Annotated in this window: 25 protein-coding genes; 22 read left to right on the top strand and 3 right to left on the bottom strand. The window is 56.7% G+C overall.

Annotation, left to right across the window (positions count from 1 at the left end; genetic code table 11):
* Positions 1 to 16 precede the first annotated feature (16 nt).
* From asnC to EKL29_RS15585, 21 genes are all read left to right on the top strand, one after another.
* On the top strand, positions 17 to 478 hold the full coding sequence (asnC, locus tag EKL29_RS15685; protein WP_033755376.1) for a transcriptional regulator AsnC: 462 nt from the start codon (positions 17 to 19) through the stop codon (positions 476 to 478).
* Positions 479 to 631: 153 nt separating this feature from the next.
* Positions 632 to 1072 (top strand): FMN-binding protein MioC, encoded by a 441-nt coding sequence (gene mioC / locus EKL29_RS15680; RefSeq protein WP_126690144.1) that lies wholly within the window; start codon positions 632 to 634, stop codon positions 1070 to 1072.
* Positions 1073 to 1513: 441 nt separating this feature from the next.
* Entirely contained in the window at positions 1514 to 3403 is a 1890-nt protein-coding gene (gene mnmG / locus EKL29_RS15675; RefSeq protein WP_126690143.1) for a tRNA uridine-5-carboxymethylaminomethyl(34) synthesis enzyme MnmG, read from the top strand.
* Positions 3404 to 3452: 49 nt separating this feature from the next.
* A complete protein-coding gene (gene rsmG, locus EKL29_RS15670) occupies positions 3453 to 4070 on the top strand; it encodes a 16S rRNA (guanine(527)-N(7))-methyltransferase RsmG (RefSeq protein WP_120457689.1) in 618 nt (205 codons plus the stop codon).
* Positions 4071 to 4783: 713 nt separating this feature from the next.
* The gene (gene atpI / locus EKL29_RS15665; RefSeq protein ID WP_120457847.1) at positions 4784 to 5164 is read left to right on the top strand and encodes a F0F1 ATP synthase subunit I; all 381 of its coding nucleotides are present in this window, start codon (positions 4784 to 4786) and stop codon (positions 5162 to 5164) included.
* Positions 5165 to 5172: 8 nt separating this feature from the next.
* Positions 5173 to 5991 carry a F0F1 ATP synthase subunit A gene (gene atpB, locus EKL29_RS15660; protein WP_120457691.1) on the top strand — a complete coding sequence of 273 codons (819 nt, stop codon included), beginning with the start codon at positions 5173 to 5175 and terminating at the stop codon, positions 5989 to 5991.
* Positions 5992 to 6039: 48 nt separating this feature from the next.
* A complete protein-coding gene (atpE, locus tag EKL29_RS15655; RefSeq protein WP_003849523.1) occupies positions 6040 to 6279 on the top strand; it encodes a F0F1 ATP synthase subunit C in 240 nt (79 codons plus the stop codon).
* A gap of 113 nt (positions 6280 to 6392) precedes the next feature.
* Complete coding sequence (atpF, locus tag EKL29_RS15650; RefSeq protein ID WP_081140530.1) at positions 6393 to 6863, top strand: F0F1 ATP synthase subunit B; 471 nt, start codon at positions 6393 to 6395, stop codon at positions 6861 to 6863.
* Between the two features lie 14 nt (positions 6864 to 6877).
* Positions 6878 to 7411: a F0F1 ATP synthase subunit delta gene (gene atpH, locus EKL29_RS15645; protein WP_120457693.1), complete on the top strand. Its 534-nt coding sequence runs from the start codon at positions 6878 to 6880 to the stop codon at positions 7409 to 7411.
* A 14-nt stretch (positions 7412 to 7425) separates the two neighbouring features.
* Positions 7426 to 8967: a F0F1 ATP synthase subunit alpha gene (atpA, locus tag EKL29_RS15640; RefSeq protein WP_120457695.1), complete on the top strand. Its 1542-nt coding sequence runs from the start codon at positions 7426 to 7428 to the stop codon at positions 8965 to 8967.
* A gap of 52 nt (positions 8968 to 9019) precedes the next feature.
* Positions 9020 to 9886 carry a F0F1 ATP synthase subunit gamma gene (atpG, locus tag EKL29_RS15635; protein ID WP_120457697.1) on the top strand — a complete coding sequence of 289 codons (867 nt, stop codon included), beginning with the start codon at positions 9020 to 9022 and terminating at the stop codon, positions 9884 to 9886.
* A 29-nt stretch (positions 9887 to 9915) separates the two neighbouring features.
* Complete coding sequence (gene atpD / locus EKL29_RS15630; protein ID WP_120457699.1) at positions 9916 to 11313, top strand: F0F1 ATP synthase subunit beta; 1398 nt, start codon at positions 9916 to 9918, stop codon at positions 11311 to 11313.
* Positions 11314 to 11337: 24 nt separating this feature from the next.
* The gene (locus EKL29_RS15625) at positions 11338 to 11757 is read left to right on the top strand and encodes a F0F1 ATP synthase subunit epsilon (RefSeq protein WP_033755408.1); all 420 of its coding nucleotides are present in this window, start codon (positions 11338 to 11340) and stop codon (positions 11755 to 11757) included.
* A 160-nt stretch (positions 11758 to 11917) separates the two neighbouring features.
* Positions 11918 to 13288, top strand: a complete 1371-nt coding sequence (glmU, locus tag EKL29_RS15620) for a bifunctional UDP-N-acetylglucosamine diphosphorylase/glucosamine-1-phosphate N-acetyltransferase GlmU (protein ID WP_126690142.1) — start codon at positions 11918 to 11920, stop codon at positions 13286 to 13288.
* Between the two features lie 148 nt (positions 13289 to 13436).
* Entirely contained in the window at positions 13437 to 15266 is a 1830-nt protein-coding gene (glmS, locus tag EKL29_RS15615) for a glutamine--fructose-6-phosphate transaminase (isomerizing) (protein ID WP_126690141.1), read from the top strand.
* A gap of 165 nt (positions 15267 to 15431) precedes the next feature.
* Positions 15432 to 16475: a phosphate ABC transporter substrate-binding protein PstS gene (pstS, locus tag EKL29_RS15610; RefSeq protein ID WP_120457705.1), complete on the top strand. Its 1044-nt coding sequence runs from the start codon at positions 15432 to 15434 to the stop codon at positions 16473 to 16475.
* An 86-nt stretch (positions 16476 to 16561) separates the two neighbouring features.
* A complete protein-coding gene (pstC, locus tag EKL29_RS15605; RefSeq protein ID WP_120457707.1) occupies positions 16562 to 17524 on the top strand; it encodes a phosphate ABC transporter permease PstC in 963 nt (320 codons plus the stop codon).
* Positions 17521 to 18411 carry a phosphate ABC transporter permease PstA gene (pstA, locus tag EKL29_RS15600; protein WP_120457709.1) on the top strand — a complete coding sequence of 297 codons (891 nt, stop codon included), beginning with the start codon at positions 17521 to 17523 and terminating at the stop codon, positions 18409 to 18411. The genes pstC and pstA overlap by 4 nt, the downstream gene beginning before the upstream one ends.
* Positions 18412 to 18455: 44 nt before the next feature.
* Positions 18456 to 19229: a phosphate ABC transporter ATP-binding protein PstB gene (gene pstB, locus EKL29_RS15595; protein WP_120457711.1), complete on the top strand. Its 774-nt coding sequence runs from the start codon at positions 18456 to 18458 to the stop codon at positions 19227 to 19229.
* A gap of 16 nt (positions 19230 to 19245) precedes the next feature.
* A complete protein-coding gene (gene phoU / locus EKL29_RS15590) occupies positions 19246 to 19980 on the top strand; it encodes a phosphate signaling complex protein PhoU (RefSeq protein ID WP_033755423.1) in 735 nt (244 codons plus the stop codon).
* 108 nt (positions 19981 to 20088) lie between these two features.
* Positions 20089 to 21324, top strand: a complete 1236-nt coding sequence (locus EKL29_RS15585) for an MFS transporter (RefSeq protein WP_120457713.1) — start codon at positions 20089 to 20091, stop codon at positions 21322 to 21324.
* A 27-nt stretch (positions 21325 to 21351) separates the two neighbouring features.
* On the opposite strand, the gene yieH is transcribed toward EKL29_RS15585, so the two are convergent.
* Positions 21352 to 22014: a 6-phosphogluconate phosphatase gene (gene yieH, locus EKL29_RS15580; RefSeq protein ID WP_120457715.1), complete on the bottom strand. Its 663-nt coding sequence runs from the start codon at positions 22012 to 22014 to the stop codon at positions 21352 to 21354.
* A 149-nt stretch (positions 22015 to 22163) separates the two neighbouring features.
* On the opposite strand from yieH, the gene EKL29_RS15575 reads away from it, so the two are divergent.
* A complete protein-coding gene (locus EKL29_RS15575; protein ID WP_126690140.1) occupies positions 22164 to 23477 on the top strand; it encodes an NCS2 family permease in 1314 nt (437 codons plus the stop codon).
* A gap of 76 nt (positions 23478 to 23553) precedes the next feature.
* Here the strand turns inward: EKL29_RS15575 and EKL29_RS15570 are convergent, their stop codons facing one another.
* Together EKL29_RS15570 and EKL29_RS15565 are read right to left on the bottom strand one after the other, a co-directional pair.
* Positions 23554 to 24303 (bottom strand): 4'-phosphopantetheinyl transferase superfamily protein, encoded by a 750-nt coding sequence (locus EKL29_RS15570; RefSeq protein ID WP_120457719.1) that lies wholly within the window; start codon positions 24301 to 24303, stop codon positions 23554 to 23556.
* A gap of 166 nt (positions 24304 to 24469) precedes the next feature.
* Positions 24470 to 25060, bottom strand: a complete 591-nt coding sequence (locus EKL29_RS15565) for a malonic semialdehyde reductase (protein ID WP_120457721.1) — start codon at positions 25058 to 25060, stop codon at positions 24470 to 24472.
* Between the last annotated feature and the right edge of the window lie 9 nt (positions 25061 to 25069).

Genomic DNA, 25069 nt, shown 5'->3' with positions numbered 1-25069 from the left:
CTGACATGAGGATGATATGGCCGAATCACTGCAACTGGACAACCTGGATCGCGGGATCCTGAATGCGCTGCTGGACAATGCCCGCACCGCTTACGCCGAACTGGCGAAACAGTTCAACGTCAGTCCGGGCACGATCCATGTTCGCGTGGAGAAGATGAAGCAGGCCGGCATTATTCTCGGCACTCGCGTGGAGATCGATCCGCGCCAGCTGGGGTTTGATGTCTGCTGTTTTATCGGCATCATCCTGAAAAGCGCACGTGACTACCCAGCCGCGCTGAGCAAGCTGGAGGCGCTTGATGAAGTGGTCGAGGCCTGGTACACCACCGGCCATTACAGCATTTTTATTAAGGTCATGTGTCGATCTATCGACGCGCTGCAGCAGGTTCTGATCAACAAGATCCAGACCATCGACGAAATCCAGTCCACCGAAACGCTGATCTCGCTACAAAACCCGATCATGCGCACCATCAAGCCCTGATCCTTTTTTCCTGTGCATAACCTTATCCCGTACGAACGCCGCCTGCGCCAGCGGCTGCGTTCGCATCTTCATTTCTGATAACCCTGTTTTCCACAGGTGGATCACGACTTGATCACAGCGTACAATGCTCGCCTTTATTCCGGGGAGAGCATCATGGCCGACATTACTTTAATCAGTGGCAGCACGCTGGGCAGCGCCGAATATGTGGCCGAACATCTGGAAGAGAAGCTGCAGGAAGCGGGTTTTTCCACCCAGCTGCTGCACGGCCCGGCGCTGGACGAGTTGCCGCAGCAGGGGATCTGGCTGGTGGTGAGTTCTACCCACGGCGCAGGCGAATTGCCTGACAACCTGCAACCTTTATATGAGGCTATTGCGGAAACCCAGCCCGATTTGTCGGCGTTGCGCTTCGGCGCGATCGGCCTCGGCAACCATGAATATGATCTGTTCTGCGGCGCCATTCGCTCGCTGGACGCGCTTTTGATCGCCCGCGGTGCACAACGCATCGGCGAAAGACTGGAAATTGACGTGCTGGAGCATGAGATCCCCGAAGATCCGGCAGAAGCCTGGTTAAGTGGCTGGACCGCCCATCTCTGAGCGGATCTTTTGCCGCAGGGGATCGGGTATTTCGCCGGATCCCCAGTTAAAACGCCTGTTTTTTTACGATCGCGGGCGCTTTATTTGTGGATAACTAGGCTTGATTGCTGCGTAAAACCGGTAGTTATCCAAAGAACAACTGCTGATGCTTTTCTGAGCTGTGCATAAGTCTGCATTTTGATCTCAGCTTATACGGATCAGGATCACCGATCATTCACAGCAAAGGATCCTTTCTATCCGGTTGATAACGGTTAGCTTTTTTGGCTTATCCACAGAAAGGCGCGATCCTAATAAAGAGATCTAACAGAAAGATCATATACAGAATAAAGATCCTTTCTTTTAAACCCGCAGATCCCGCCGCTTTCACCCTCGGCGGAATTTCAGTAGAATCCACCGCCCAGGGCAACGATCCCTGCCAGTTCATCAACGAGGTACCACTTCATGTTTTATCCAGATCCTTTTGACGTCATCGTAATCGGTGGTGGTCATGCGGGCACAGAAGCCGCCATGGCCGCTGCCCGAATGGGTCAGCAAACTCTGTTACTCACCCATAACATTGATACGCTTGGACAAATGTCCTGCAACCCGGCGATCGGTGGCATTGGAAAAGGACATCTGGTTAAGGAAGTGGATGCCTTAGGCGGCCTGATGGCCACGGCTATCGATAAAGCGGGTATTCAGTTTAGGATACTAAACAGCAGCAAAGGCCCGGCCGTGCGTGCTACCCGTGCGCAGGCGGATCGCGTGCTGTATCGCCAGGCGGTACGCACCGCGCTGGAGAACCAGCCCAACCTGATGATCTTCCAGCAGGCGGTCGACGATCTTATCGTCGAAAACGATCGCGTGGTGGGGGCTGTCACCCAGATGGGCCTTAAATTCCGTGCGAAAGCCGTCGTGCTCACCGTCGGTACCTTCCTCGACGGCAAAATTCATATCGGACTGGATAACTACAGCGGCGGTCGTGCTGGCGATCCGCCTTCCGTTCCGCTGGCGAAGCGTCTTCGCGCCTTGCCTTTGCGCGTCAGCCGTCTGAAAACCGGCACGCCGCCGCGCATTGACGCGCGAACCATCGATTTTTCGGTGCTCAGCCCGCAGCATGGCGATAACCCGATGCCGGTCTTCTCGTTCATGGGCAATGCGTCGCAGCATCCGCAGCAGGTCCCCTGCTGGATTACCCATACCAATGAACAGACCCATGAGGTGATCCGCAATAACCTCGATCGCAGCCCGATGTATGCCGGGATCATCGAAGGGATCGGCCCGCGTTACTGTCCGTCGATCGAAGACAAGGTTATGCGCTTCGCCGATCGTAATGCACACCAGATCTTCCTGGAGCCTGAAGGGCTGACCAGCAATGAAATTTACCCGAACGGCATCTCTACCAGCCTGCCGTTCGACGTGCAGATGCAGATTGTTCGCTCAATGAAGGGTCTGGAAAACGCGAAAATTGTCCGTCCAGGCTATGCGATCGAATATGACTTCTTCGATCCGCGCGATCTGAAACCGACGCTGGAAAGTAAATATATTCATGGGCTGTTCTTCGCCGGTCAGATCAACGGCACCACCGGTTACGAAGAAGCTGCCGCGCAGGGTCTGCTGGCCGGTCTTAACGCCGGACGTCACTCCGCCGACAAAGAGGGCTGGGCGCCGCGTCGCGATCAGGCCTATCTCGGCGTGCTGGTGGACGACCTCTGCACGCTCGGCACCAAAGAGCCCTATCGCATGTTCACCTCACGCGCCGAGTATCGTCTGATGCTGCGCGAAGACAACGCCGATCTCCGTCTGACCGAAACCGGCCGCGAACTGGGTCTGGTAGACGATGCCCGCTGGGCGCGCTACAACCAGAAGCTGGAAGCTATTGAGCAGGAGCGTCAGCGTCTGCGCGATCTCTGGATCCATCCGAAGTCAGAGAACGTTGAAGAAGTGAATACGTTGCTCAGTACCGCGCTGACCAAAGAGGCGAGCGGGGAAGACCTGTTACGCCGCCCGGAAATCACTTACGCGCAACTGACCGCCCTGCCGAGCTTCGGCCCGACGCTGCCTGACGCGCAGGCGGCTGAGCAGGTTGAGATCCAGGTGAAGTATGAAGGCTATATTGCGCGCCAGCAGGAAGAGATCGATCGTCAGCAGCGTAATGAAAATACACTGTTGCCAGCCGAGCTGGATTATCGCCAGGTCAGCGGCCTGTCAAATGAAGTGATTGCCAAGCTCAACGATCATAAACCTTCTTCGATCGGCCAGGCGTCGCGCATCTCCGGCATTACGCCAGCGGCAATTTCGATTTTGTTGATTTACCTGAAAAAACAAGGGCTGCTGCGCAAAAGCGCCTGACCTGAAAAACGGGGCGAGGCCACTCGCCCCCGCAGACTGGACTTATGCTGTGATTACAAAACTCACTTCGCTGCTTAAGGCAGCCGGTATTTCTCTCTCCGATCAACAAAAAGAGCAACTGGTCGCCTATGTCGGCCTGCTGGACAAGTGGAACAAAGCCTACAACCTGACGTCGGTGCGCGACCCGCAGCAGATGTTGGTGCGCCATATTCTCGACAGTATCGTGGTGGCCCCTCATCTGCAGGGCGAACGCTTTATTGATGTCGGCACCGGACCGGGCCTGCCAGGCATCCCGCTTGCGATTGTGCTGCCGCAGGCGCACTTTACGCTGCTCGACAGCCTGGGCAAGCGCGTGCGCTTTCTGCGCCAGGTGCAGCACGAACTGGGATTAACTAACATCACGCCGGTGCAGAGCAGGGTAGAGGAGTTTCCGTCCGAGCCGCCGTTTGACGGCGTTATCAGCCGCGCATTCGCCTCGCTGCAGGATATGGTGAACTGGTGCCATCATCTGCCTTCCGCACAGGGACACTTTTATGCACTGAAAGGCGTACGTCCCGATGAGGAGATCGCCAGCCTGCCAGCCGGTTTCCGTCTCGTCTCTGTTGAAGCACTTAAGGTGCCTGAGCTGGACGGCGAACGCCACCTGGTGGTTATCGCACGCGAATAGCCCTAAAAGGTGGAGGGATTAAGGCATTCGCACGCGTTTGCCTTAACGATTTTGCCGTTCAAAAAAGAAGCAGTTGATTCCGCGATGCCGTTTAATTTTAATCGTGACGGCAGCGAAATAACGTTAACAGCTCTGCCGGAAATTATCCGAAAATCTCTGTTACATTTAACGATTAATTCACATTTATTTATCACGAAGATCACGTCATGCCGTTCTGCAGCGTGCGCAGATAATCACGTGGGAAAATATATCAGGGTAATAACTCCGCGTACGTAATATCAATTTAACGTTTTTACCTCACTCTGGGATGTCAATGCGCTGTTTTTATCGAAAATAGCGCTGGCTCGACACGGTAAAAAAAGTAGGTTTCTGATTTACAAAAGATTATGTGCGAATTAATAGGCGTCGTTACTGTTTGTTGGCAAATTTGAATAGCGGAACAGTGTTTGGAATGTGATCTAAAGCACGCTTTAAAAGCAAGGCTCAAGGCGAATTAGCGCTGCGCGGGACCATAATTTCGCCTGCCAATCTTTGGAAAAATAGCCATTCGGAAAGAAATTTAAATAATTGTTCACCTTTTGGCTACTTACGGATTGAAATCGCAAGTGCGGCCCGTATAATTTGCACGGCTTTTGCTGCTTGACTCGAGTGAGTAAAGGCAGTCTTATACGACACGCGACATACCCCTTATGGGGCAGGAGAGTAACCGCGCCATGTCAGTGTCTCTTTACAGTGTAAAATTCGCCCGAACCGTGCTGGCAATCCAGCTGGTGACTGTTGTCATCATCGGCGCTCTCTTTGCCCTGAAAGATGTCACCTGGGGCGTCTCTGCGCTTGCTGGCGGAGCGGCAGCCTGGCTGCCAAACGTGTTGTTCATGTTTTTAGCCTGGCGCCTGCAAGGGCAATCCCCGGCTTCCGGACGGGTTGCGTGGAGTTTCGCCCTCGGCGAAATCGGCAAAGTCATCGCAACCATCGTGTTGCTCATTGTGGCGTTGGGTGTTTTCAGGGCGGTTTTCTGGCCGCTTGGGATAACCTGGTTATCGGTGCTGGTGGTTCAGATGTTGGCACCGGCGGTAATTAACAACAAAGGGTAAAAGGCATCATGGCTGCAGGAGAAACTCAAACTCCGCAAGAGTACATCGGTCACCATCTGACGCACCTTCAGTTGGACCTGCGTACCTTCGAGTTAGTGAATGCTCACGACGCTCCCGCGACGTTCTGGGTATTAAATATCGATTCTATGTTTTTCTCTCTGGTGCTGGGATTCATCTTCCTGGTGTTGTTCCGCAAAGTGGCGAAAAGCGTCACCAGCGGCGTGCCAGGGAAGATGCAGGCTGCTATCGAACTGGTAATCGGCTTCGTTGATGGCAACGTGCGCGACATGTACCACGGTAAAAGCAAACTTATCGCCCCGCTGGCTCTGACGATTTTCGTCTGGGTCTTTCTGATGAACTTCATGGATCTGCTGCCTATCGACCTGCTGCCGTATATCGGCGAGCACTGGCTGGGCCTGCCGGCGCTGCGCGTCGTGCCGTCCGCAGACGTGAACATCACGCTGTCTATGGCGTTGGGCGTCTTTATTTTGATTCTGTTCTACAGCATCAAAATGAAAGGTGTAGGCGGCTTCGCGAAAGAGCTGACGCTGCAGCCTTTTAATCACCCGATCTTCATCCCCATCAACCTGATCCTTGAAGGTGTTAGCCTGCTGTCTAAACCGGTTTCACTCGGTCTGCGACTGTTCGGCAACATGTATGCGGGTGAGCTGATCTTTATCCTTATTGCCGGTCTGTTGCCGTGGTGGTCGCAGTGGGTGCTGAATGTGCCGTGGGCCATTTTCCACATCCTGATCATCTCGTTGCAGGCTTTCATTTTCATGGTCCTCACGATTGTCTATCTGTCGATGGCATCTGAAGAACATTGATTTTTTTCTCAACACTAAGCGTTTAACTGAAACAAACTGGAGACTGTCATGGAAAACCTGAATATGGATCTGCTGTACATGGCTGCCGCTGTGATGATGGGCCTGGCGGCAATCGGTGCTGCGATCGGTATCGGCATCCTCGGAGGTAAATTCCTGGAAGGCGCCGCGCGCCAGCCGGATCTGATCCCTCTGCTGCGTACGCAGTTCTTTGTTGTAATGGGTCTGGTGGATGCAATCCCGATGATCGCTGTTGGTCTGGGTCTCTATGTGATGTTTGCTGTCGCCTAAAGCCTGTCGCTGTTTGTTCATTCAGGGCCTTGAGCGCCATGAATGAACGGTTCTGCCGCTTATCGTTGAGATAACGGCAGATAAGTTACTCACTTACTTAGAGGCATTGTGCTGTGAACATTAACGCAACAATCCTCGGCCAGGCCATCGCGTTCATCCTGTTTGTCGCGTTCTGCATGAAGTACGTATGGCCGCCGATTATGGCTGCCATCGAAAAGCGCCAGAAAGAAATTGCTGAAGGCCTTGCTTCTGCTGAACGCGCGAAGAAAGATTTGGATCTCGCGCAGGCTAATGCGACCGACCAGCTGAAGAAAGCGAAGGAAGAAGCTCAGGTCATTATCGAGCAGGCGAACAAACGCCGTACTCAGATTCTGGACGAAGCGAAAACTGAAGCTGAGAACGAACGTAACCGCATCGTGGCGCAAGCGCAGGCAGAGATCGACGCCGAGCGTAAACGTGCCCGCGAAGAGCTGCGTAAGCAAGTCGCGTTGCTGGCAATGGCTGGCGCCGAGAAGATCATCGAACGTTCCGTGGATGAAGCTGCTAACAGCGACATCGTTGATAAACTGGTCGCTGAACTGTAAGGAGGGAGGGGCTGATGTCTGAACTGATTACTGTAGCTCGCCCCTACGCCAAAGCAGCTTTTGACTTTGCTGTTGAGCATCAAAGTATTGAACGCTGGCAAGATATGCTGGCGTTTGCCGCGACCGTAGCACGCAATGAGCAAATGGCCGATCTTCTCTCCGGCGCGCTGGCGCCGGAAGCGTTATCGGCTTCTTTCATTGCCGTCTGCGGCGATCAATTAGATGAACACGGTCAGAACCTGATTAAGGTAATGGCTGAGAACGGACGTTTGACCGCGCTTCCGGCTGTACTGGAGCAGTTCATTCAACTGCGCGACGCCTATGAGGCGACGGCGGAAGTTGATGTGATTTCCGCCAGTACGCTGAGTGACAGCCAGCTGACCAAAATCAGCGCCGCGATGGAAAAACGTCTGTCACGCAAAGTTAAGCTGAATTGCAAAATTGATAAGTCTGTCATGGCAGGCGTGATCATCCGTGCGGGTGATCTGGTGATTGATGGCAGCGTGCGCGGCCGTCTTGAGCGTCTGGCAGACGCCTTGCAGTCTTAAGGGGACTGGAGCATATGCAACTGAATTCCACCGAAATCAGCGAACTGATCAAGCAGCGCATTGCTCAGTTCAATGTCGTGAGCGAAGCTCACAACGAAGGTACTATCGTCTCTGTTAGCGACGGTATCATCCGCGTACACGGCCTGGCCGATGTAATGCAGGGTGAGATGATCGCCCTGCCGGGCAACCGTTACGCTATCGCCCTGAACCTCGAGCGCGACTCTGTCGGCGCCGTGGTAATGGGTCCGTATGCTGACCTCGCCGAAGGCATGAAGGTTAAGTGTACTGGCCGTATTCTGGAAGTGCCGGTCGGTCGTGGCCTGCTGGGCCGCGTGGTGAACACCCTGGGTGCGCCAATCGACGGCAAAGGCGCGATCGACAACGACGGCTTCTCGCCGGTTGAAGTGATCGCACCGGGCGTTATCGACCGTCAGTCAGTCGACGAGCCGGTTCAGACCGGTTACAAATCTGTCGATGCGATGATTCCAATCGGTCGTGGCCAGCGTGAGCTGATCATCGGCGACCGTCAGACCGGTAAAACCGCGCTGGCGATCGACGCTATCATCAACCAGCGCGATTCCGGCATCAAATGCGTCTACGTCGCAATTGGTCAGAAAGCTTCTACCATCGCTAACGTGGTGCGTAAGCTGGAAGAGCACGGTGCGCTGTCTAACACCATCGTGGTCGTGGCTTCTGCGTCTGAATCTGCTGCACTGCAGTACCTGGCGCCCTACTCCGGCTGCGCCATGGGCGAATACTTCCGCGACCGCGGCGAAGATGCACTGATCGTATACGATGACCTGTCTAAACAGGCTGTCGCTTACCGTCAGATCTCTCTGCTGCTGCGCCGTCCACCGGGCCGTGAAGCATTCCCGGGCGACGTGTTCTATCTCCACTCCCGTCTGCTGGAGCGTGCGTCACGCGTAAGCGCTGACTACGTTGAGCGTTTCACCAACGGCGAAGTTAAAGGTAAAACCGGTTCACTGACCGCGCTGCCGATTATCGAAACCCAGGCGGGCGACGTCTCCGCGTTCGTTCCGACCAACGTAATCTCGATTACCGATGGTCAGATCTTCCTGGAATCGAACCTGTTTAACTCCGGTATTCGTCCGGCGGTTAACCCGGGTATCTCCGTATCGCGCGTAGGTGGTGCTGCTCAGACCAAGATCATCAAGAAACTGTCCGGCGGCATCCGTACCGCGCTGGCGCAGTATCGTGAACTGGCGGCGTTCTCGCAGTTCGCTTCCGATCTGGACGACGCAACCCGCAAACAGCTGAGCCACGGTCAGAAAGTGACCGAGCTGCTGAAACAGAAACAGTATGCGCCGATGTCCGTCGCGCAACAGGGTCTGGTGCTGTTTGCTGCTGAGCGCGGCTACCTGAACGACGTTGAACTGGCGAAGATCCTGAGCTTCGAAGCTGCGCTGCTGGCGTTCGCGGATCGCGACCACGCCGAGCTGATGCAGGAAATCAACCAAACTGGTAACTACAACAACGACATCGAAGCGAAGCTGAAAGGCCTGCTCGATACGTTTAAAGCAACCCAGTCCTGGTAATGTCTGGCGGCTTGTCTGAAAAGACAGGCCGCAAGGCTTTGAGGAGAAGCTAATGGCCGGCGCAAAAGAGATACGTAACAAGATTGGAAGCGTGAAAAACACGCAGAAGATCACCAAAGCGATGGAAATGGTCGCCGCCTCCAAAATGCGTAAAACGCAGGAACGCATGGCGGCCAGCCGTCCGTATGCAGAGACTATGCGCAAAGTGATCGGTCACCTTGCGTTAGGGAATCTGGAATACAAGCACCCTTACCTGGAAGAGCGCGACGTTAAGCGCGTCGGCTACCTGGTCGTTTCGACTGACCGCGGGCTTTGTGGTGGTTTGAACATTAACCTGTTCAAAAAATTGCTGGCAGATATGAAGGCCTGGTCCGATAAAGGCGCGCAGAGCGATCTGGCGATCATCGGTTCCAAAGGTGTGGCGTTCTTCGGTTCCGTAGGCGGCAACGTCGTGGCTCAGGTCACCGGCATGGGCGATAAACCTGCCCTGTCCGAACTGATCGGCCCGGTAAAAGTGATGTTGCAGGCTTACGATGAAGGGCGTATCGACAAGCTCTATGTCGTCAGCAACAAATTCAATAACACCATGTCTCAGACTCCGACCATTACCCAACTGCTGCCGTTACCGCCAGCGGAAGGTGAAGAAGAGATGAAGGCGAAGACCTGGGATTACCTGTACGAGCCCGATCCGAAAGCGCTGCTGGACACCCTGCTGCGTCGTTATGTCGAATCGCAGGTTTATCAGGGTGTGGTGGAAAACCTGGCCAGTGAGCAGGCCGCACGTATGGTGGCGATGAAAGCCGCAACCGATAACGGCGGAAATCTGATCAAAGAGCTGCAGTTGGTATACAACAAAGCTCGTCAGGCCAGCATCACCCAGGAACTCACCGAGATCGTCTCGGGAGCCTCCGCGGTTTAACCAGGTAAGAATTAGGTAGAGGATTCAAGATGGCAGCTGGAAAGATTGTCCAGATTATCGGCGCCGTAGTTGACGTCGAATTCCCTCAGGACGCGGTACCGCAAGTGTACAACGCCCTTGAGGTTAAGAATGGTGATGCTCGTCTGGTGCTGGAAGTTCAGCAGCAGCTGGGCGGCGGCGTGGTGCGTACCATCGCCATGGGCTCTTCTGACGGCCTGAAGCGCGGTCTGGAAGTTGCTGACCTGAAAAAACCGATCCAGGTTCCGGTGGGTAAAGCCACCCTCGGCCGTATCATGAACGTGCTGGGCGAGCCGATCGACATGAAAGGCGACATCAAAGAAGAAGACGGCAGTGCTGTAGAGATCTCCTCTATTCACCGCGCGGCGCCTTCTTATGAAGATCAGTCTAACTCGCAGGAACTGCTGGAAACCGGCATCAAGGTTATCGACCTGATGTGTCCGTTCGCCAAGGGCGGTAAAGTTGGCCTGTTCGGCGGCGCGGGCGTAGGTAAAACCGTTAACATGATGGAGCTGATCCGTAACATCGCGGCTGAGCACTCAGGTTATTCGGTATTTGCCGGCGTGGGCGAGCGTACTCGTGAGGGTAACGACTTCTATCATGAAATGACCGACTCCAACGTAATCGACAAAGTTGCGCTGGTGTATGGCCAGATGAACGAGCCGCCGGGCAACCGTCTGCGCGTTGCACTGACCGGTCTGACCATGGCGGAAAAATTCCGTGACGAAGGCCGCGACGTTCTGCTGTTCATCGACAACATCTATCGTTATACCCTGGCCGGTACGGAAGTTTCCGCACTGCTGGGCCGTATGCCTTCAGCGGTAGGCTATCAGCCGACCCTGGCTGAAGAGATGGGTGTGCTGCAGGAGCGTATTACCTCCACCAAGACCGGTTCAATCACCTCCGTACAGGCCGTTTACGTTCCTGCGGATGACTTGACTGACCCGTCTCCGGCGACCACCTTCGCCCACCTGGACTCAACCGTTACTCTGAGCCGTCAGATCGCGTCTCTGGGTATCTACCCGGCCGTTGACCCGCTGGACTCCACCAGCCGTCAGCTGGATCCGCTGGTTGTTGGCCAGGAGCACTACGACGTTGCGCGCGGCGTGCAGTCTCTGCTGCAGCGTTACCAGGAACTGAAAGACATCATCGCCATCCTCGGTATGGACGAGCTGTCTGAAGACGACAAACTGCTGGTGGCTCGCGCGCGTAAGATTCAGCGCTTCCTGTCTCAGCCGTTCTTCGTAGCGGAAGTCTTCACCGGTTCGCCAGGTAAATACGTTACGCTGAAAGAAACTATCCGTGGCTTTAAAGGCATTATGGACGGCGAGTTCGACCATCTGCCAGAGCAGGCTTTCTACATGGTCGGCGCTATCGAAGAAGCCGTGGAAAAAGCGAAGAAACTGTAATAACGGTTTCCCGGGAGGACAGAAATGGCTATGACTTATCACCTGGACGTCGTCAGCGCAGAGAAACAGCTGTTCTCTGGCCTGGTGCAGAAAATTCAGGTGTCAGGCAGCGAAGGTGAGCTGGGTATTTTCCCCGGCCACGCGCCGCTGCTGACTGCCATCAAGCCTGGAATGATCCGTATCGTGAAGCAGCACGGCGAAGAGGAGTTTATTTACCTCTCTGGCGGCGTGCTGGAAGTGCAGCCGGGCAGCACCACCGTTCTGGCCGATACCGCTATCCGCGGTACCGACCTGGACGAAGCGCGTGCGCTGGAAGCGAAACGCAAAGCAGAAGAGCATATGAACAGCAGCCACGGCGACGTGGACTACGCTCAGGCCTCTGCGGAGCTGGCGAAAGCCATTGCTAAACTGCGCGTGATCGAGCTGACCAAAAAAGCGATGTAATCAGGCTTTATGCGTCATGAAATGCCAGCCCTTCGGGCTGGCATTTTTTTTGCCCGCGCGCCGATAGCAGAGCGCGCCTAATTTCGACCTGAGAAAAATGTAGTAATCTCAGGGGTAAACCGTTTAACTTTCGCATGTCAAAAATTCTGTCAGGATGGTTATGTCTAACAGCGCAATGAGCGTGGTGATCCTTGCTGCCGGCAAGGGAACCCGTATGTATTCCGATCTGCCCAAAGTTCTGCATACGCTTGCAGGAAAGCCCATGGTTCAGCATGTGATCGACGCCGCCACCGGCCTCGGCGCGCAGCATATTCATCTGGTTTACGGCCACGGTGGCGACCGGCTGAAAGCCACGCTGACGGAGCCGTCGCTCAACTGGGTTTTGCAGGCGGAACAGCTGGGTACGGGACACGCGATGCAGCAGGCTGCCCCCGCATTTGCTGACGACGAAGATATCCTGATGCTCTACGGCGACGTGCCGCTTATCTCTCAGGAGACGCTGCAGCGTCTGCGCGACGCCAAACCCCAGGGCGGCATCGGCCTGCTGACGGTGGTGCTGGATAACCCCAGCGGTTACGGGCGTATCGTGCGTGAAAATGGCGCTATCGTCGGCATTATTGAACAGAAAGACGCCAGCCCGGAGCAGTTGAAAATCACGGAAATCAATACCGGCATTCTGGTCGCCAACGGCGGCGATCTGAAACGCTGGCTGGCGCAGCTCACCAATAACAACGCGCAGGGCGAATATTACATCACCGATATCATCGCGCTGGCGCACCACGAAGGTCGCCAGATTAATGCGGTGCATCCGGCGCGCGCCAGCGAAACCGATGGCGTGAACAACCGTTTGCAGCTGGCGACGCTGGAGCGGGTTTATCAGAGCGAACAGGCGGAGAAGCTGCTGCTGGCGGGCGTTATGCTGCGCGATCCGGCGCGCTTCGACCTGCGCGGCGTGCTGAACCACGGCCGCGACGTCGAGATCGATATTAATGTCGTCATCGAAGGCGAAGTCACGCTGGGCGACCGCGTGAAAATCGGCGCAGGCTGCATCATTAAAAACAGCGTGATTGGCGACGACTGCGAAATCAGTCCCTATACGGTGATCGAGGATGCGAACCTCGCCGCCGACTGCACCGTTGGACCTTTCGCGCGTCTGCGTCCCGGCAGCGAGCTGGCGCAGGCCGCGCACGTCGGCAATTTCGTTGAAATGAAAAAGGCGACGCTGGGCAAAGGCTCCAAGGCTGGCCATCTGAGCTACCTCGGTGACGCGGAGATCGGCGCGAACGTCAATATCGGCGCGGGCACTATTACCTGCAACTACGACGGCGCCAACAAATCAAAAACCATTATCGGCGACAACGTCTTTGTCGGTTCCGATACGCAGCTGGTGGCACCGGTCAGCGTGGCGGCAGGCGCGACTATCGCGGCGGGCACCACCATTATGAAAGATGTCACCGAGGCATCGCTGGTCTACAACCGTAAAGAACAGAACAGCAAAGCGCACTGGCAGCGTCCGGTGAAGAAGACGTGATTTTTAGCGGCCAGCCACATGCTGGCCGCAGCAGTAACACAATAATAATCCCCACTCTCTACAAGGCTCGGGGAGCCCGGCACAGCCGGTTATCAGGTCGTATGACAACGAAAGATGGTTAAAAACCATCAGGTCAGGAATAACATTTATGTGTGGAATTGTAGGTGCAGTAGCGCAGCGCGATATCGCAGAGATCCTGCTGGAAGGTCTGCGTCGCCTGGAGTATCGCGGGTATGATTCGGCCGGTCTGGCCGTCGTTGATCGTCAGGGCCACGTAACGCGCCTGCGTCGCGTCGGCAAAGTGCAAGTGCTGGCGGAGGCCGCAGAGCAGCAGCCGCTGATTGGCGGCACCGGCATCGCGCATACGCGCTGGGCAACGCATGGAGAACCGTCGGAAGCCAACGCGCATCCGCATGTCTCTGAGCAGATCATCGTGGTGCACAACGGCATTATCGAAAACTATGAGCCGCTGCGTGAAGCGCTTATCGCGCGCGGTTATCGCTTCACGTCCGAGACCGACACGGAAGTGGTGGCGCATCTGGTGCACTGGGAGCAGAAACAGGGCGGAACGCTGCGCGAAGTGGTGCTGCGCGTTATCCCGCAGCTGCGTGGCGCCTATGGCATGGTGATCATGGACAGCCGCGATCCGTCGCTGCTGGTGGCCGCGCGTTCGGGCAGTCCGCTGGTGATTGGCCGCGGCGTTGGCGAAAACTTTATCGCCTCCGATCAGCTGGCGCTGCTGCCGGTGACGCGTCGCTTTATCTATCTGGAAGAGGGCGATATCGCCGAAGTGAGCCGCCGCGACGTGACTATCGTCGATAGCGCTGGCAATCCGGTGAACCGCGCCGAGATCGAATCCAGCGTGCAGTACGACGCGGGCGATAAAGGCGTGTATCGCCACTATATGCAGAAAGAGATTTACGAGCAGCCGATGGCGATTAAAAACACCTTAACCGGTCGTTTCAGCCATGGCGAAGTCGATCTCAGCGAGCTTGGGCCGCATGCCGAAACCCTGCTGAGCCAGGTAGAGCATATTCAGATCATCGCCTGCGGCACCTCCTACAATTCTGGTATGGTGGCGCGCTACTGGTTCGAGTCACTGGCGAACATTCCCTGCGACGTCGAGATCGCCTCTGAATTCCGCTACCGCAAATCCGCGGTGCGGAAAAACAGCCTGCTGATTACCCTGTCGCAGTCCGGCGAAACCGCCGATACGCTGGCGGCGCTGCGCCTTAGCAAAGAGCTGGGCTACCTGGGTTCGCTGGCTATCTGCAACGTCGCGGGCTCTTCGCTGGTGCGCGAGTCGGACCTGGCGCTGATGACCAAAGCGGGCACTGAAATCGGCGTCGCCTCGACCAAAGCCTTTACCACGCAGCTCACCGTATTGCTGATGCTGGTGGCGAAGCTGGGACGACTGCGCGGCATGTCGGCTGAGGTCGAGCATGATATCGTGCACGGCCTGCAGGCGCTGCCGAGCCGTATCGAACAGATGCTGGCGCAGGACAAGCGTATTGAACTGCTGGCGGAAGATTTCTCCGACAAGCATCACGCGCTGTTTCTGGGACGCGGCGATCAATATCCGATCGCTATGGAAGGCGCGCTCAAGCTGAAAGAGATCTCCTATATTCATGCGGAAGCCTACGCCGCTGGTGAGCTGAAGCATGGTCCGCTGGCGCTGATTGATGCCGATATGCCGGTTATCGTCGTGGCGCCGAACAACGAGCTGCTGGAAAAACTGAAGTCCAATATTGAAGAGGTGCGCGCGCGCGGCGGTCTGCTGTACGTGTTCGCCGATCAGGACGCTGGCTTCAGCGACAGCGACGGCATGAAGATTATCTCTCTGCCGCATGTGGAAGAGGTGATTGCGCCAATCTTCTACACTGTTCCGCTGCAGCTGCTCTCTTATCACGTCGCGCTGATTAAAGGCACCGACGTGGATCAGCCGCGAAACCTGGCTAAGTCAGTTACCGTCGAGTAAAAAGCGGGCCCGGAAACGGGCCCCTTTGCTTTTTGCGCCCTGTCATATAACTGTCATATTTCCTACATTTCACTGTCATCAAACTGTCCTATTTTCCCTCCTGCAGCAATCACTGACTCCAACTACAACGGCTCTGAGCCTGAGATTAACTCCCCTGGAGGGAACATGACACTGATGCGTAGCACCGTAGCCCGAATCCTTACCGCCACTCTCGCCGTAAGCACGGTTTCTGCCTTTGCAGCCACCGATCTGACGGGCGCGGGCGGTACTTTCCCGGCGCCGGTTTATGCCAAGTGGGCAGCAGAATATCAGCAAGCCACCGGTAGCAAAATCAACTACCAGGGCATTGGTTCATCCGGCGGCGTCAAGCAGATCATCGCCAAAACCGTGGATTTTGGCGCGTCAGATGCGCCGATGAAAGATGAAGACCTGCAGAAAAACGGCCTGTTTCAGTTCCCGACCGTTATTGGCGGCGTTGTGCTGGCCGTTAACATTCCGGGTGTGAAGTCGGGCGAACTGACTCTCGACGGTAAAACCGTCGGCGACATCTACCTGGGTAAAATCAAAAAGTGGAACGATTCGGCAATCACTAAGCTGAACCCGGGCGTGAAACTGCCAGATACCAACATCAACGTGGTTCGCCGCGCGGATGGTTCCGGCACCTCTTTCGTCTTCACCAGCTACCTGGCGAAAGTGAACGAAGAATGGAACAGCAAAATCGGCAAAGGCAACACCGTTAACTGGCCGGCTGGTCTGGGCGGCAAAGGCAACGACGGCGTCGCCGCGTTCGTTCAGCGTCTGCCGGGCTCTATCGGCTATGTGGAATACGCCTATGCCAAGCAGAACAACCTGACCTACACCAAACTGGTTGATGCCGACGGCAAGCCGGTCGCGCCAAGCGAAACCAGCTTCTCCAACGCAGCGAAAGGCGCAGACTGGAGCAAATCTTTTGCTCAGGATCTGACCTTCCAGAAAGGCAACGATGCGTGGCCGATCACTTCCACCACCTTCATCCTGGTTTATAAAGATCAGGCGAATGCCGAGAAAGGCAGCGAAGTGCTGAAGTTCTTCGACTGGGCTTACAAAAACGGCAGCAAAACTGCGAACAGCCTGGACTACGCTACCCTGCCGGACAGCGTAACCCAGCAGATCCGCGCGGCATGGAAAGCCAACATCAAAGACAGTTCTGGCAAAGCGCTGTACCAGTAAGCGAACAACCCCGGCCGGACATGCGTCCGGCCAGATCTAAGGGCGGCCTTGTGCCGCCCTGACAACCTCTGAAGAATGAGACTTCTATGGCTGCAACGAAGCCGGCATTCAAAGCCCCCGGTAAGCAAGGTGACATGATTTTCGGCGCGCTGGTTAAGCTGGCGGCGCTGATTGTCCTGTTGCTGTTGGGCGGCATTATCGTCTCCCTGATTTTCTCCTCATGGCCAAGCATCCAGAAATTTGGTTTCTCCTTTCTGTGGAACAAAACCTGGGATGCGCCGAATGAAGAATTTGGCGCGCTGGTGCCGATTTACGGCACCCTCGTGACCTCGCTGATTGCGTTGATTATTGCTGTGCCGGTGAGCTTCGGCATCGCGCTGTTTCTTACGGAACTGTCGCCTGGCTGGCTGCGGCGTCCGCTCGGCACCGCTATTGAGCTGCTGGCGGCAATCCCCAGTATCGTTTACGGCATGTGGGGCCTGTTTATCTTCGCACCGCTGTTCGCCGAATATTTTCAGACGCCGGTCGGCGAGGTGATGTCGAATATTCCGTTCGTCGGCGCGCTTTTTTCCGGCCCGGCCTTCGGCATCGGTATCCTGGCGGCGGGCGTGATTCTGGCGATCATGATTATTCCTTACATCGCCTCGGTGATGCGCGACGTGTTCGAGCAGACGCCGGTGATGATGAAAGAGTCCGCCTACGGCATCGGCTGTACCACCTGGGAAGTGATCTGGCGCATCGTGCTGCCGTTCACTAAAAACGGTGTGATCGGCGGCGTGATGCTGGGACTGGGGCGCGCCTTGGGCGAAACCATGGCGGTCACCTTTATTATCGGCAACACCTACCAGCTCGACAGCGCCTCGCTGTTTATGCCGGGCAACAGCATCACCTCCGCGCTGGCGAACGAATTCGCCGAAGCGGAGTCGGGCGTGCATGTCGCCGCGCTGATGGAGCTGGGACTGATCCTGTTTGTTATCACCTTTATCGTGCTGGCGATTTCCAAATTGATGATCCTGCGCCTCGCGAAAAGTGAAGGAGCGCGCTCATGACGACGATTGAACTGCAGGCACGCGCCGAACTGGACGCCTCGCGCCGTAAGATGCAGGCTTGGCGCAGCACCAAGAATAAGATTGCGCTGGCGATGTCGCTGCTGACCATGGCCTTTGGTCTGTTCTGGCTGGTGTGGATCCTGTTCACCACCGTGACGCGCGGCGTTGACGGGCTGAGCTGGTCGCTGTTCACTGAATCGACGCCGCCGCCCAATACCGCCGGCGGCGGTCTGGCCAACGCCCTGGCGGGCAGCGGCCTGCTGATTATCTGGTCGACGGTGATCGGTACGCCGCTGGGCATTCTGGCAGGCGTCTACCTGGCGGAATATGGCCGCAAGTCGGCGCTGGCGGAAGTGATCCGCTTTATTAACGACATCCTGCTCTCGGCGCCGTCGATCGTAGTCGGCCTGTTCGTTTACACCATCGTGGTGGCGCAGATGCACCACTTCTCCGGCTGGGCGGGCGTTATCGCGCTGGCGCTGCTGCAGATCCCCATTGTTATCCGCACCACCGAAAACATGCTGCGGCTGGTGCCGGACAGCATGCGTGAAGCGGCTTACGCGCTGGGCACGCCGAAATGGAAGATGATCTCCGCGATTACGCTGAAGGCATCGGTATCGGGCATTCTGACCGGCGTGCTGCTGGCAATTGCCCGTATCGCGGGCGAAACCGCGCCGCTGCTGTTTACCGCGTTGTCGAACCAGTTCTGGTCCACCGACATGATGCAGCCGCTGGCGAACCTGCCGGTCACCATCTTTAAGTTCGCGATGAGCCCCTTTGCCGAGTGGCAGAGCCTGGCCTGGGCGGGCGTGCTGATTATCACGCTCTGCGTGCTGCTGCTGAACATTCTGGCGCGCGTGGTCTTCACCAAGAGCAAACACGGATAACCTTCGGCGCTGCCTGGCGCGGCGCCGTTTAAGAGAGACGAGCAATGAGTATCGCGACTTCCAACAGCGGTAAAATTCAGGTGCGTAACCTGAACTTCTATTACGGCAAATTTCACGCGCTGAAGAACATCAACCTGGACATCGCCAAGAACCAGGTCACCGCGTTTATCGGTCCGTCTGGCTGCGGCAAATCGACCCTGCTGCGCACCTTTAACAAAATGTACTCGCTCTATCCCGAGCAGCGCGCCGAAGGCGACATTCTGCTGGATGGCGACAATATTCTGGCCTCCAGCCAGGATATCGCCCTGCTGCGCGCGCGCGTCGGCATGGTGTTCCAGAAACCGACGCCTTTCCCGATGTCGATTTATGACAATATCGCCTTTGGCGTACGCCTGTTTGAAAAGCTGTCACGCGCCGATATGGACGAGCGTGTTCAGTGGGCGCTGAGCAAAGCCGCGCTCTGGAATGAAACCAAAGACAAGCTGCATCAGAGCGGTTACAGTCTCTCTGGCGGTCAGCAGCAGCGCCTGTGCATCGCGCGCGGCATTGCGATTCGCCCGGAAGTGCTGCTGCTGGATGAGCCCTGCTCGGCGCTTGACCCGATCTCTACCGGCCGTATTGAAGAGCTGATCACCGAACTGAAGCAGGACTACACTGTGGTCATCGTGACGCATAATATGCAGCAGGCGGCGCGCTGTTCCGACCACACTGCCTTTATGTATCTGGGCGAGTTAATTGAATTCAGCGATACGGACAGGCTGTTCACCAAACCGGCGCAGAAACAGACCGAAGATTATATTACCGGCCGCTACGGCTGATTTTCAGGAGATAATCATGGATAACCTTAATCTGAACAAGCATATCTCCGGTCAGTTCAATGCGGAGCTGGAACATATTCGCACCCAGGTGATGATCATGGGCGGCATGGTGGAGCAGCAGCTTACCGACGCCATCACCGCGATGCACAATCTTGACGGCGAACTGGCGCAGCGCGTAATCGACGGCGACCAGAAGGTTAATATGATGGAAGTGGAGATTGATGAAGCCTGCGTGCGCATCATCGCCAAGCGCCAGCCCACCGCCAGCGATTTGCGTCTGGTCATGGCGATCATCAAAACCATCTCAGAGCTGGAGCGCATCGGCGACGTGGCGGAAAAAATCAGCCGCACCGCGCTGGAAAAATTCGGCCAGCAGCATATGCCGCTGCTGGTCAGCCTGGAGTCGCTGGGCCGTCATACCGTCGAGATGCTGCACGACGTGCTGGACGCCTTTGCGCGCATGGATCTTACCGAAGCGATTCAGATCTACCGTGAAGACAAAAAGGTAGATAAAGAGTACGAAGGCATTGTGCGTCAGCTGATGACCTACATGATGGAAGATCCGCGCACCATTCCGAGCGTATTGACCGCGCTGTTCTGCGCCCGCGCCATCGAGCGCATCGGCGACCGCTGTCAGAACATCTGCGAAATTATCTTCTATTTCGTTAAGGGACAGGATTTCCGCCACGTTGGCGGCGATAAGCTGGACGAGCTGCTCTCCGGCGACGACGGCTCCAACAAACCTTCCTGATTGCTCTCTGCCGTGCGCCGTCTGGCGCACGGCCTGCCGCTTTTCTGTCACACGCAACCGTTTCCTCTATATACTTGGCGCACTTTTTCTTCATTAAGGTGCTGACTCATGTCTCTTTCTCGCAATAAGCAGAGCGTGACGCCTGCGAAAGCGATGCTGGCCGCCGTCAGCGGTTACGCTATGGATGGCTTCGATCTACTGATTCTGGGATTTATGCTGCCGGCAATTAGCCTGTCGCTGGCGCTGGATCCGTCGCAGGCGGGCTCGCTGGTCACCTGGACGCTGATCGGTGCGGTAGTGGGCGGCATTCTGTTCGGCCAGCTCAGCGATCGTTTTGGCCGTATCCGCATTCTCACCGTCACTATCCTGATGTTCTCTCTCTTTACTGGCCTGTGCGCCGTGGCGCAGGGCTACTGGGATCTGCTGGCGTACCGTACGCTGGCGGGCATGGGGCTGGGCGGTGAGTTTGGCATCGGAATGGCGCTGATTGCGGAAGCCTGGCCTGCGGAAAAGCGCAACCGCGCCTCGGCATGGGTCGGCATCGGCTGGCAGCTTGGCGTGCTGCTGGCGGCCTTTATCACCCCGCCGCTGCTTGGCGTGATCGGCTGGCGCGGCATGTTTCTGGTCGGCCTGCTGCCTGCGCTGTTCTCATTTGTGCTGCGGCGCAGCATGGGCGAACCGGAAGCCTTCACCCGTCAGGTAGAGCAGACGCCTTCGCTCTCTTTCGTCGCGCGTCTGAAAATGCTGGTGCAGGATCGCGCCACGGCGAAAGCGAGCCTTGGCATCTTTATCCTGACCTCGGTGCAGAACTTCGGCTATTACGGGCTGATGATCTGGATGCCGAGCTATCTTTCCGCTAACTTCGGCTTCAGCCTGACGAAGTCGGGTTTATGGACGGCGGTCACCGTGGTCGGCATGACCTTCGGCATCTGGCTGTTTGGCGTGCTGGCGGACCGCTTCGCGCGCTGGAAAATTTTCCTGCTCTATCAGTTCGGCGCGGTAGCGATGGTGGTGATCTACGCGCAGCTGCGCGATCCCACCGTGATGTTGTTCACCGGCGCGCTAATGGGCATGTTCGTCAACGGCATGATTGGCGGCTACGGCGCGCTGATCTCCGACACCTTCCCGCCGCAGGCGCGCGCCACGGCGCAGAATGTCTTATTCAACCTCGGACGCGGCGTCGGCGGTTTCGGCCCGCTGGTGATCGGGCTGCTGGCGGCCAAGATCTCCTTTGTCGCGGCGATTACGCTGCTGGCGCTAATTTACCTGCTGGATATTTTCGCCACGCTCTTTTTGCTGCCGAAAAAGCAGGGTAACGACGATTCGCTGGGCGCCATTGGTTGATTAAGGAAGCCAGTCGCGCATCCGCCGTCAGTCCGTTAACTGCCAGCCGCGCGCCTGCCACAGCGCGGGCAGTTCCGCCATATCGGTAAAGCGCGTCACCAGCGGGTGATCGATGTCAGGATTATGTGCGTCTGCGCAGTAGTAAAACACCGGGATGCCTGCCGCAATGCCAGCGCGGGCGCCCGCTTCTGAATCATCGACCAGAATGCAGCGCTCGACAGGCACCTGCATCTGTTCGGCGGCGTAATACATCAGTCCGGGATCGGGCTTCCAGCGCGAGATATCGTAGCCGCTGAAGAGGCGCTGGTTAAACCAGGGCAGCATACCGGTCAGTCCCAGCGAGTGTTGCATCTTCTTTACCGTGCCGTTAGAGACGACACACATCGGTACGGTAATTTTCTCCACCAGCGCTTTTGCGCCGGGGATCGGCGTCAGGGACGCGTCGAACAGGCGCGCCACCTCGGCGCGGTAATCGGTTTCAAACGCTGCCTGCGGCAGCGAGGCGTGATGTGTTTCAGCCACGTCGCGGATAATGTCGTAGAGCTGGACGCCTTTATATTTTTCGAACATCTCCTGCAGTGAGCAGCTTATTCCGTAGCGGGCGAAGGTGTTTACGTAAGCCTGGGTACAGAGCAATTCGCTGTCCACCAGGGTGCCGTCGCAGTCAAAAAACACACACTCTACTGACATCTGTCGCTATCCTTCTGATTTCGGGAGAGCACACACTTTAACCTAATCGCCGCAGATTGCGATCCCGGAAACGGTTGCGAAAAATCATTGTATTGCCGCGGCAAAGCGGTCAGGATACGCGCCGAGTTCTTTTCATCAGGATCGCTGGCATGAGTAAACAAGGCCTTTTGCAGCGCGTTTTCAAGCTGCAGGAACATGGCACTACGGTGCGCACCGAGATTATCGCCGGTGTCACCACTTTCCTGACGATGGTCTACATCGTCTTTGTAAATCCACAGATTCTTGGCGTGGCGGGCATGAATACCCAGGCGGTATTCGTCACTACCTGTCTGATCGCCGCCTTCGGCAGTATTCTGATGGGGCTGGTCGCCAACCTGCCGGTGGCGCTGGCACCGGCGATGGGCTTGAACGCCTTTTTCGCCTTTGTGGTGGTTGGCGCGATGGGCTACTCGTGGCAGGTCGGTATGGGCGCGATTTTCTGGGGTGCGCTGGGCCTGCTGATCCTGACGCTGCTGCGCGTGCGCTACTGGATGATCGCCAATATCCCGCTGGGCCTGCGCGTCGGCATTACCGCTGGCATCGGCCTTTTCATCGCCATGATGGGGCTGAAAAACGCCGGTATTATCGTGGCGAATCCCGATACTATCGCCGCCGTGGGTAATCTGACCTCGCACAGCGTCCTGCTCGGCGCGCTCGGCTTCTTTATTATCGCGATTCTGGCGTCGCGCAATATCCATGCGGCGGTGCTGATCTCGATGGTCATTACCACGGCAATCGGCTGGGCGCTGGGCGATGTGAAATATGTCGGCCTCTTCTCTGCGCCGCCTGCAGTCAGCAGCGTATTAGGGCAGGCGGACATTAAAGGCGCGTTCAATATCGGCATGGCGGGCGTGATTTTCTCCTTTATGCTGGTCAACCTGTTTGACTCCTCCGGCACCCTGATCGGCGTAACCGATAAAGCGGGCCTCACCGATGAGAAAGGCACGTTCCCGCGCATGAAGCAGGCGCTGTTCGTTGACAGCTTCAGCTCAGTAACCGGTGCGCTGGCGGGTACCTCGTCAGTGACCGCTTACATCGAAAGTTCGTCCGGCGTGGCGACTGGCGGCCGCACCGGCCTGATGGCGGTGGTGACCGGCGTGCTTTTCCTGCTGGTGATGTTCCTCTCGCCGCTGGCGGCGATGGTGCCAGGCTATGCGGCCGCAGGCGCGCTGATTTATGTTGGCGTCCTGATGACCGCCAGTCTGTCGCGCGTGCGCTGGGACGATTTGACTGAAGCGGTACCGGCTTTTGTTACTGCGGCGATGATGCCGTTCAGCTTCTCGATTACCGAAGGTATTGCGCTGGGCTTTATCGCCTACTGCGTGATGAAGCTGGGCACTGGCCGCTGGCGCGAGATCAGCCCCTGCGTGGTGGTTGTGGCGCTGCTGTTTGTGTTGAAAATCGCCTTTATCGACGGGCATTAACACACTGCGCGGGCGATATCTCGCCCGCGCTGGCACCCTCAGCCAGAAAAATTAAAGGCCGCTTACGCGGCCTTTTTTACATCTCAGGATGGGCGCTGCGTTCCAGCGGCGAGCTGGTCAGACGCAGCGTGCGCGGTCCGATATTGGGTTTACTCATCTCTACGTCGCGCAACGCATGCCACTGTTGCGAGGCATCGATTTCCCATAAATGCAGACGCTGGGTCGCGGGCGACAGGGCGCATGACCATACCAGCGTCGGCTCCGCATCGCACACCGCCTGAATATCGGGGTAAATCGTCGAGCGGAGGCGGCCGGCCGCAGGCTGCAACCGCAGAGAAGCCATATTGTCGCTGCCTTCGCCGGTCAGCTTGAGAATGCTCTGGCGCAGCGTCCAGATTTGCGTCACCGCTTCCATAAAATCCTGTTGCGCATTAATCCAGGTGCGCTCGCCTGACGTAAGCGACTGCATCAGCTGCTCCTGCGTCTGTCGGCTGTGGGCGCGAACGATCTCCATATCCAGTCCGGCGCGTCCGCCTTCTTCAGCCAGCAGCACGCCGACCATGTTTCCGGCATAGGCGATGCTAAAATCAGGCAAATCACGATCGGCAAAGGCCGGGCGGCCGTTGGGCTGGGTAACGAGGGCTGGAAGGGTAGTTATGCCGTAAACGCGCATCATTAGCTGCGCCAGCATCAGACGGGCAATAAGAAAGCGACCGCGGTGTTTGTCAGGAAGCTGTCGCGCCTGATCAATCACATCCTGCGGCATGCGCATAGCGTCGGCCACAATGCCGCGATCGCCCATCCAACGTACAAAATGACCCGCCATCTGTCGCTCCGTGAAAATGGTCACTTAATCATCAGGGCGCATTGTAAGAATTTTCTGAGCACATTGCATCCGGCATGGAACACAATGGCATCATATTCGGAATTGACTGATAAAAGGCGGCGGGAAGAAGGAAGCCGCTACGCAAGGGCGCAGCGGCCCGTTGCCGTCAGGCAAATTTGCATGCCTGTTCAAAACGCAGGCGCGGCAGGCGCGGATGCAGCTTTTCATGGTTGCCGTAACCGAGGTTAATCAACATATTTACCTGCCAGCTGCTGCCTGTAAAAAACGCCTCGTTGATTTTCGACGGATTGAAACCAGACATCGGACCGGCGTCCAGTCCGAGCGAACGCGCGGCCAGTATCAGATAACCCGCCTGCAGGCTGCTGTTGCGAAAGGCGGTCTCTTTCACCAGCTCTGTGTTGCCGGTAAACCAGCTGCGCGCATCGGCGTGCGGGAACAGCTGCGGCAGCTGCTCATAAAACGTCAGGTCATGGGCGACGATCACCGTAACCGGCGCGGTCATGGTCTTTTCCAGGTTGCCAGATGAGAGCGCCGGTTTCAGCTTCTCTTTGCCCTCCTGCGAGGTGACAAAGACAAAGCGGCCAGGCGAGCAGTTGGCCGAGGTTGGGCCAAGAGCGGTCAGCGCGTAGAGCTGCTCCAGCACGCCAGCCTCAATGGCTTTGTCCTGCCAGTAGCTATGGGTGCGGGCCTCGTTAAACAGCTGGTCCAGTGCGGAATTATCGAGCGGTGTATGCATTTTACTCTC

This window comes from Pantoea sp. YU22, assembly GCF_003970755.1.
Taxonomy (GTDB): Bacteria; Pseudomonadota; Gammaproteobacteria; order Enterobacterales; family Enterobacteriaceae; genus Pantoea; species Pantoea piersonii.
Note: the sequence above shows the minus strand (reverse complement) of the source record. Positions and strands in the feature narration are given on the sequence as shown.

Coding starts and splice junctions, on each gene's coding strand:
- pstB (WP_120457711.1), top strand. CDS start 18,456: ATGAGTATCGCGACTTCCAACAGCGGTAAAATTCAGGTGCGTAACCTG.
- pstA (WP_120457709.1), top strand. CDS start 17,521: ATGACGACGATTGAACTGCAGGCACGCGCCGAACTGGACGCCTCGCGC.
- atpI (WP_120457847.1), top strand. CDS start 4,784: ATGTCAGTGTCTCTTTACAGTGTAAAATTCGCCCGAACCGTGCTGGCA.
- atpE (WP_003849523.1), top strand. CDS start 6,040: ATGGAAAACCTGAATATGGATCTGCTGTACATGGCTGCCGCTGTGATG.
- atpG (WP_120457697.1), top strand. CDS start 9,020: ATGGCCGGCGCAAAAGAGATACGTAACAAGATTGGAAGCGTGAAAAAC.
- yieH (WP_120457715.1), bottom strand. CDS start 22,014: ATGTCAGTAGAGTGTGTGTTTTTTGACTGCGACGGCACCCTGGTGGAC.
- glmS (WP_126690141.1), top strand. CDS start 13,437: ATGTGTGGAATTGTAGGTGCAGTAGCGCAGCGCGATATCGCAGAGATC.
- atpA (WP_120457695.1), top strand. CDS start 7,426: ATGCAACTGAATTCCACCGAAATCAGCGAACTGATCAAGCAGCGCATT.
- atpH (WP_120457693.1), top strand. CDS start 6,878: ATGTCTGAACTGATTACTGTAGCTCGCCCCTACGCCAAAGCAGCTTTT.
- EKL29_RS15565 (WP_120457721.1), bottom strand. CDS start 25,060: ATGCATACACCGCTCGATAATTCCGCACTGGACCAGCTGTTTAACGAG.
- mnmG (WP_126690143.1), top strand. CDS start 1,514: ATGTTTTATCCAGATCCTTTTGACGTCATCGTAATCGGTGGTGGTCAT.
- atpD (WP_120457699.1), top strand. CDS start 9,916: ATGGCAGCTGGAAAGATTGTCCAGATTATCGGCGCCGTAGTTGACGTC.
- EKL29_RS15570 (WP_120457719.1), bottom strand. CDS start 24,303: ATGGCGGGTCATTTTGTACGTTGGATGGGCGATCGCGGCATTGTGGCC.
- pstS (WP_120457705.1), top strand. CDS start 15,432: ATGACACTGATGCGTAGCACCGTAGCCCGAATCCTTACCGCCACTCTC.
- asnC (WP_033755376.1), top strand. CDS start 17: ATGGCCGAATCACTGCAACTGGACAACCTGGATCGCGGGATCCTGAAT.
- mioC (WP_126690144.1), top strand. CDS start 632: ATGGCCGACATTACTTTAATCAGTGGCAGCACGCTGGGCAGCGCCGAA.
- pstC (WP_120457707.1), top strand. CDS start 16,562: ATGGCTGCAACGAAGCCGGCATTCAAAGCCCCCGGTAAGCAAGGTGAC.
- atpB (WP_120457691.1), top strand. CDS start 5,173: ATGGCTGCAGGAGAAACTCAAACTCCGCAAGAGTACATCGGTCACCAT.
- EKL29_RS15585 (WP_120457713.1), top strand. CDS start 20,089: ATGTCTCTTTCTCGCAATAAGCAGAGCGTGACGCCTGCGAAAGCGATG.
- EKL29_RS15625 (WP_033755408.1), top strand. CDS start 11,338: ATGGCTATGACTTATCACCTGGACGTCGTCAGCGCAGAGAAACAGCTG.
- glmU (WP_126690142.1), top strand. CDS start 11,918: ATGTCTAACAGCGCAATGAGCGTGGTGATCCTTGCTGCCGGCAAGGGA.
- EKL29_RS15575 (WP_126690140.1), top strand. CDS start 22,164: ATGAGTAAACAAGGCCTTTTGCAGCGCGTTTTCAAGCTGCAGGAACAT.
- phoU (WP_033755423.1), top strand. CDS start 19,246: ATGGATAACCTTAATCTGAACAAGCATATCTCCGGTCAGTTCAATGCG.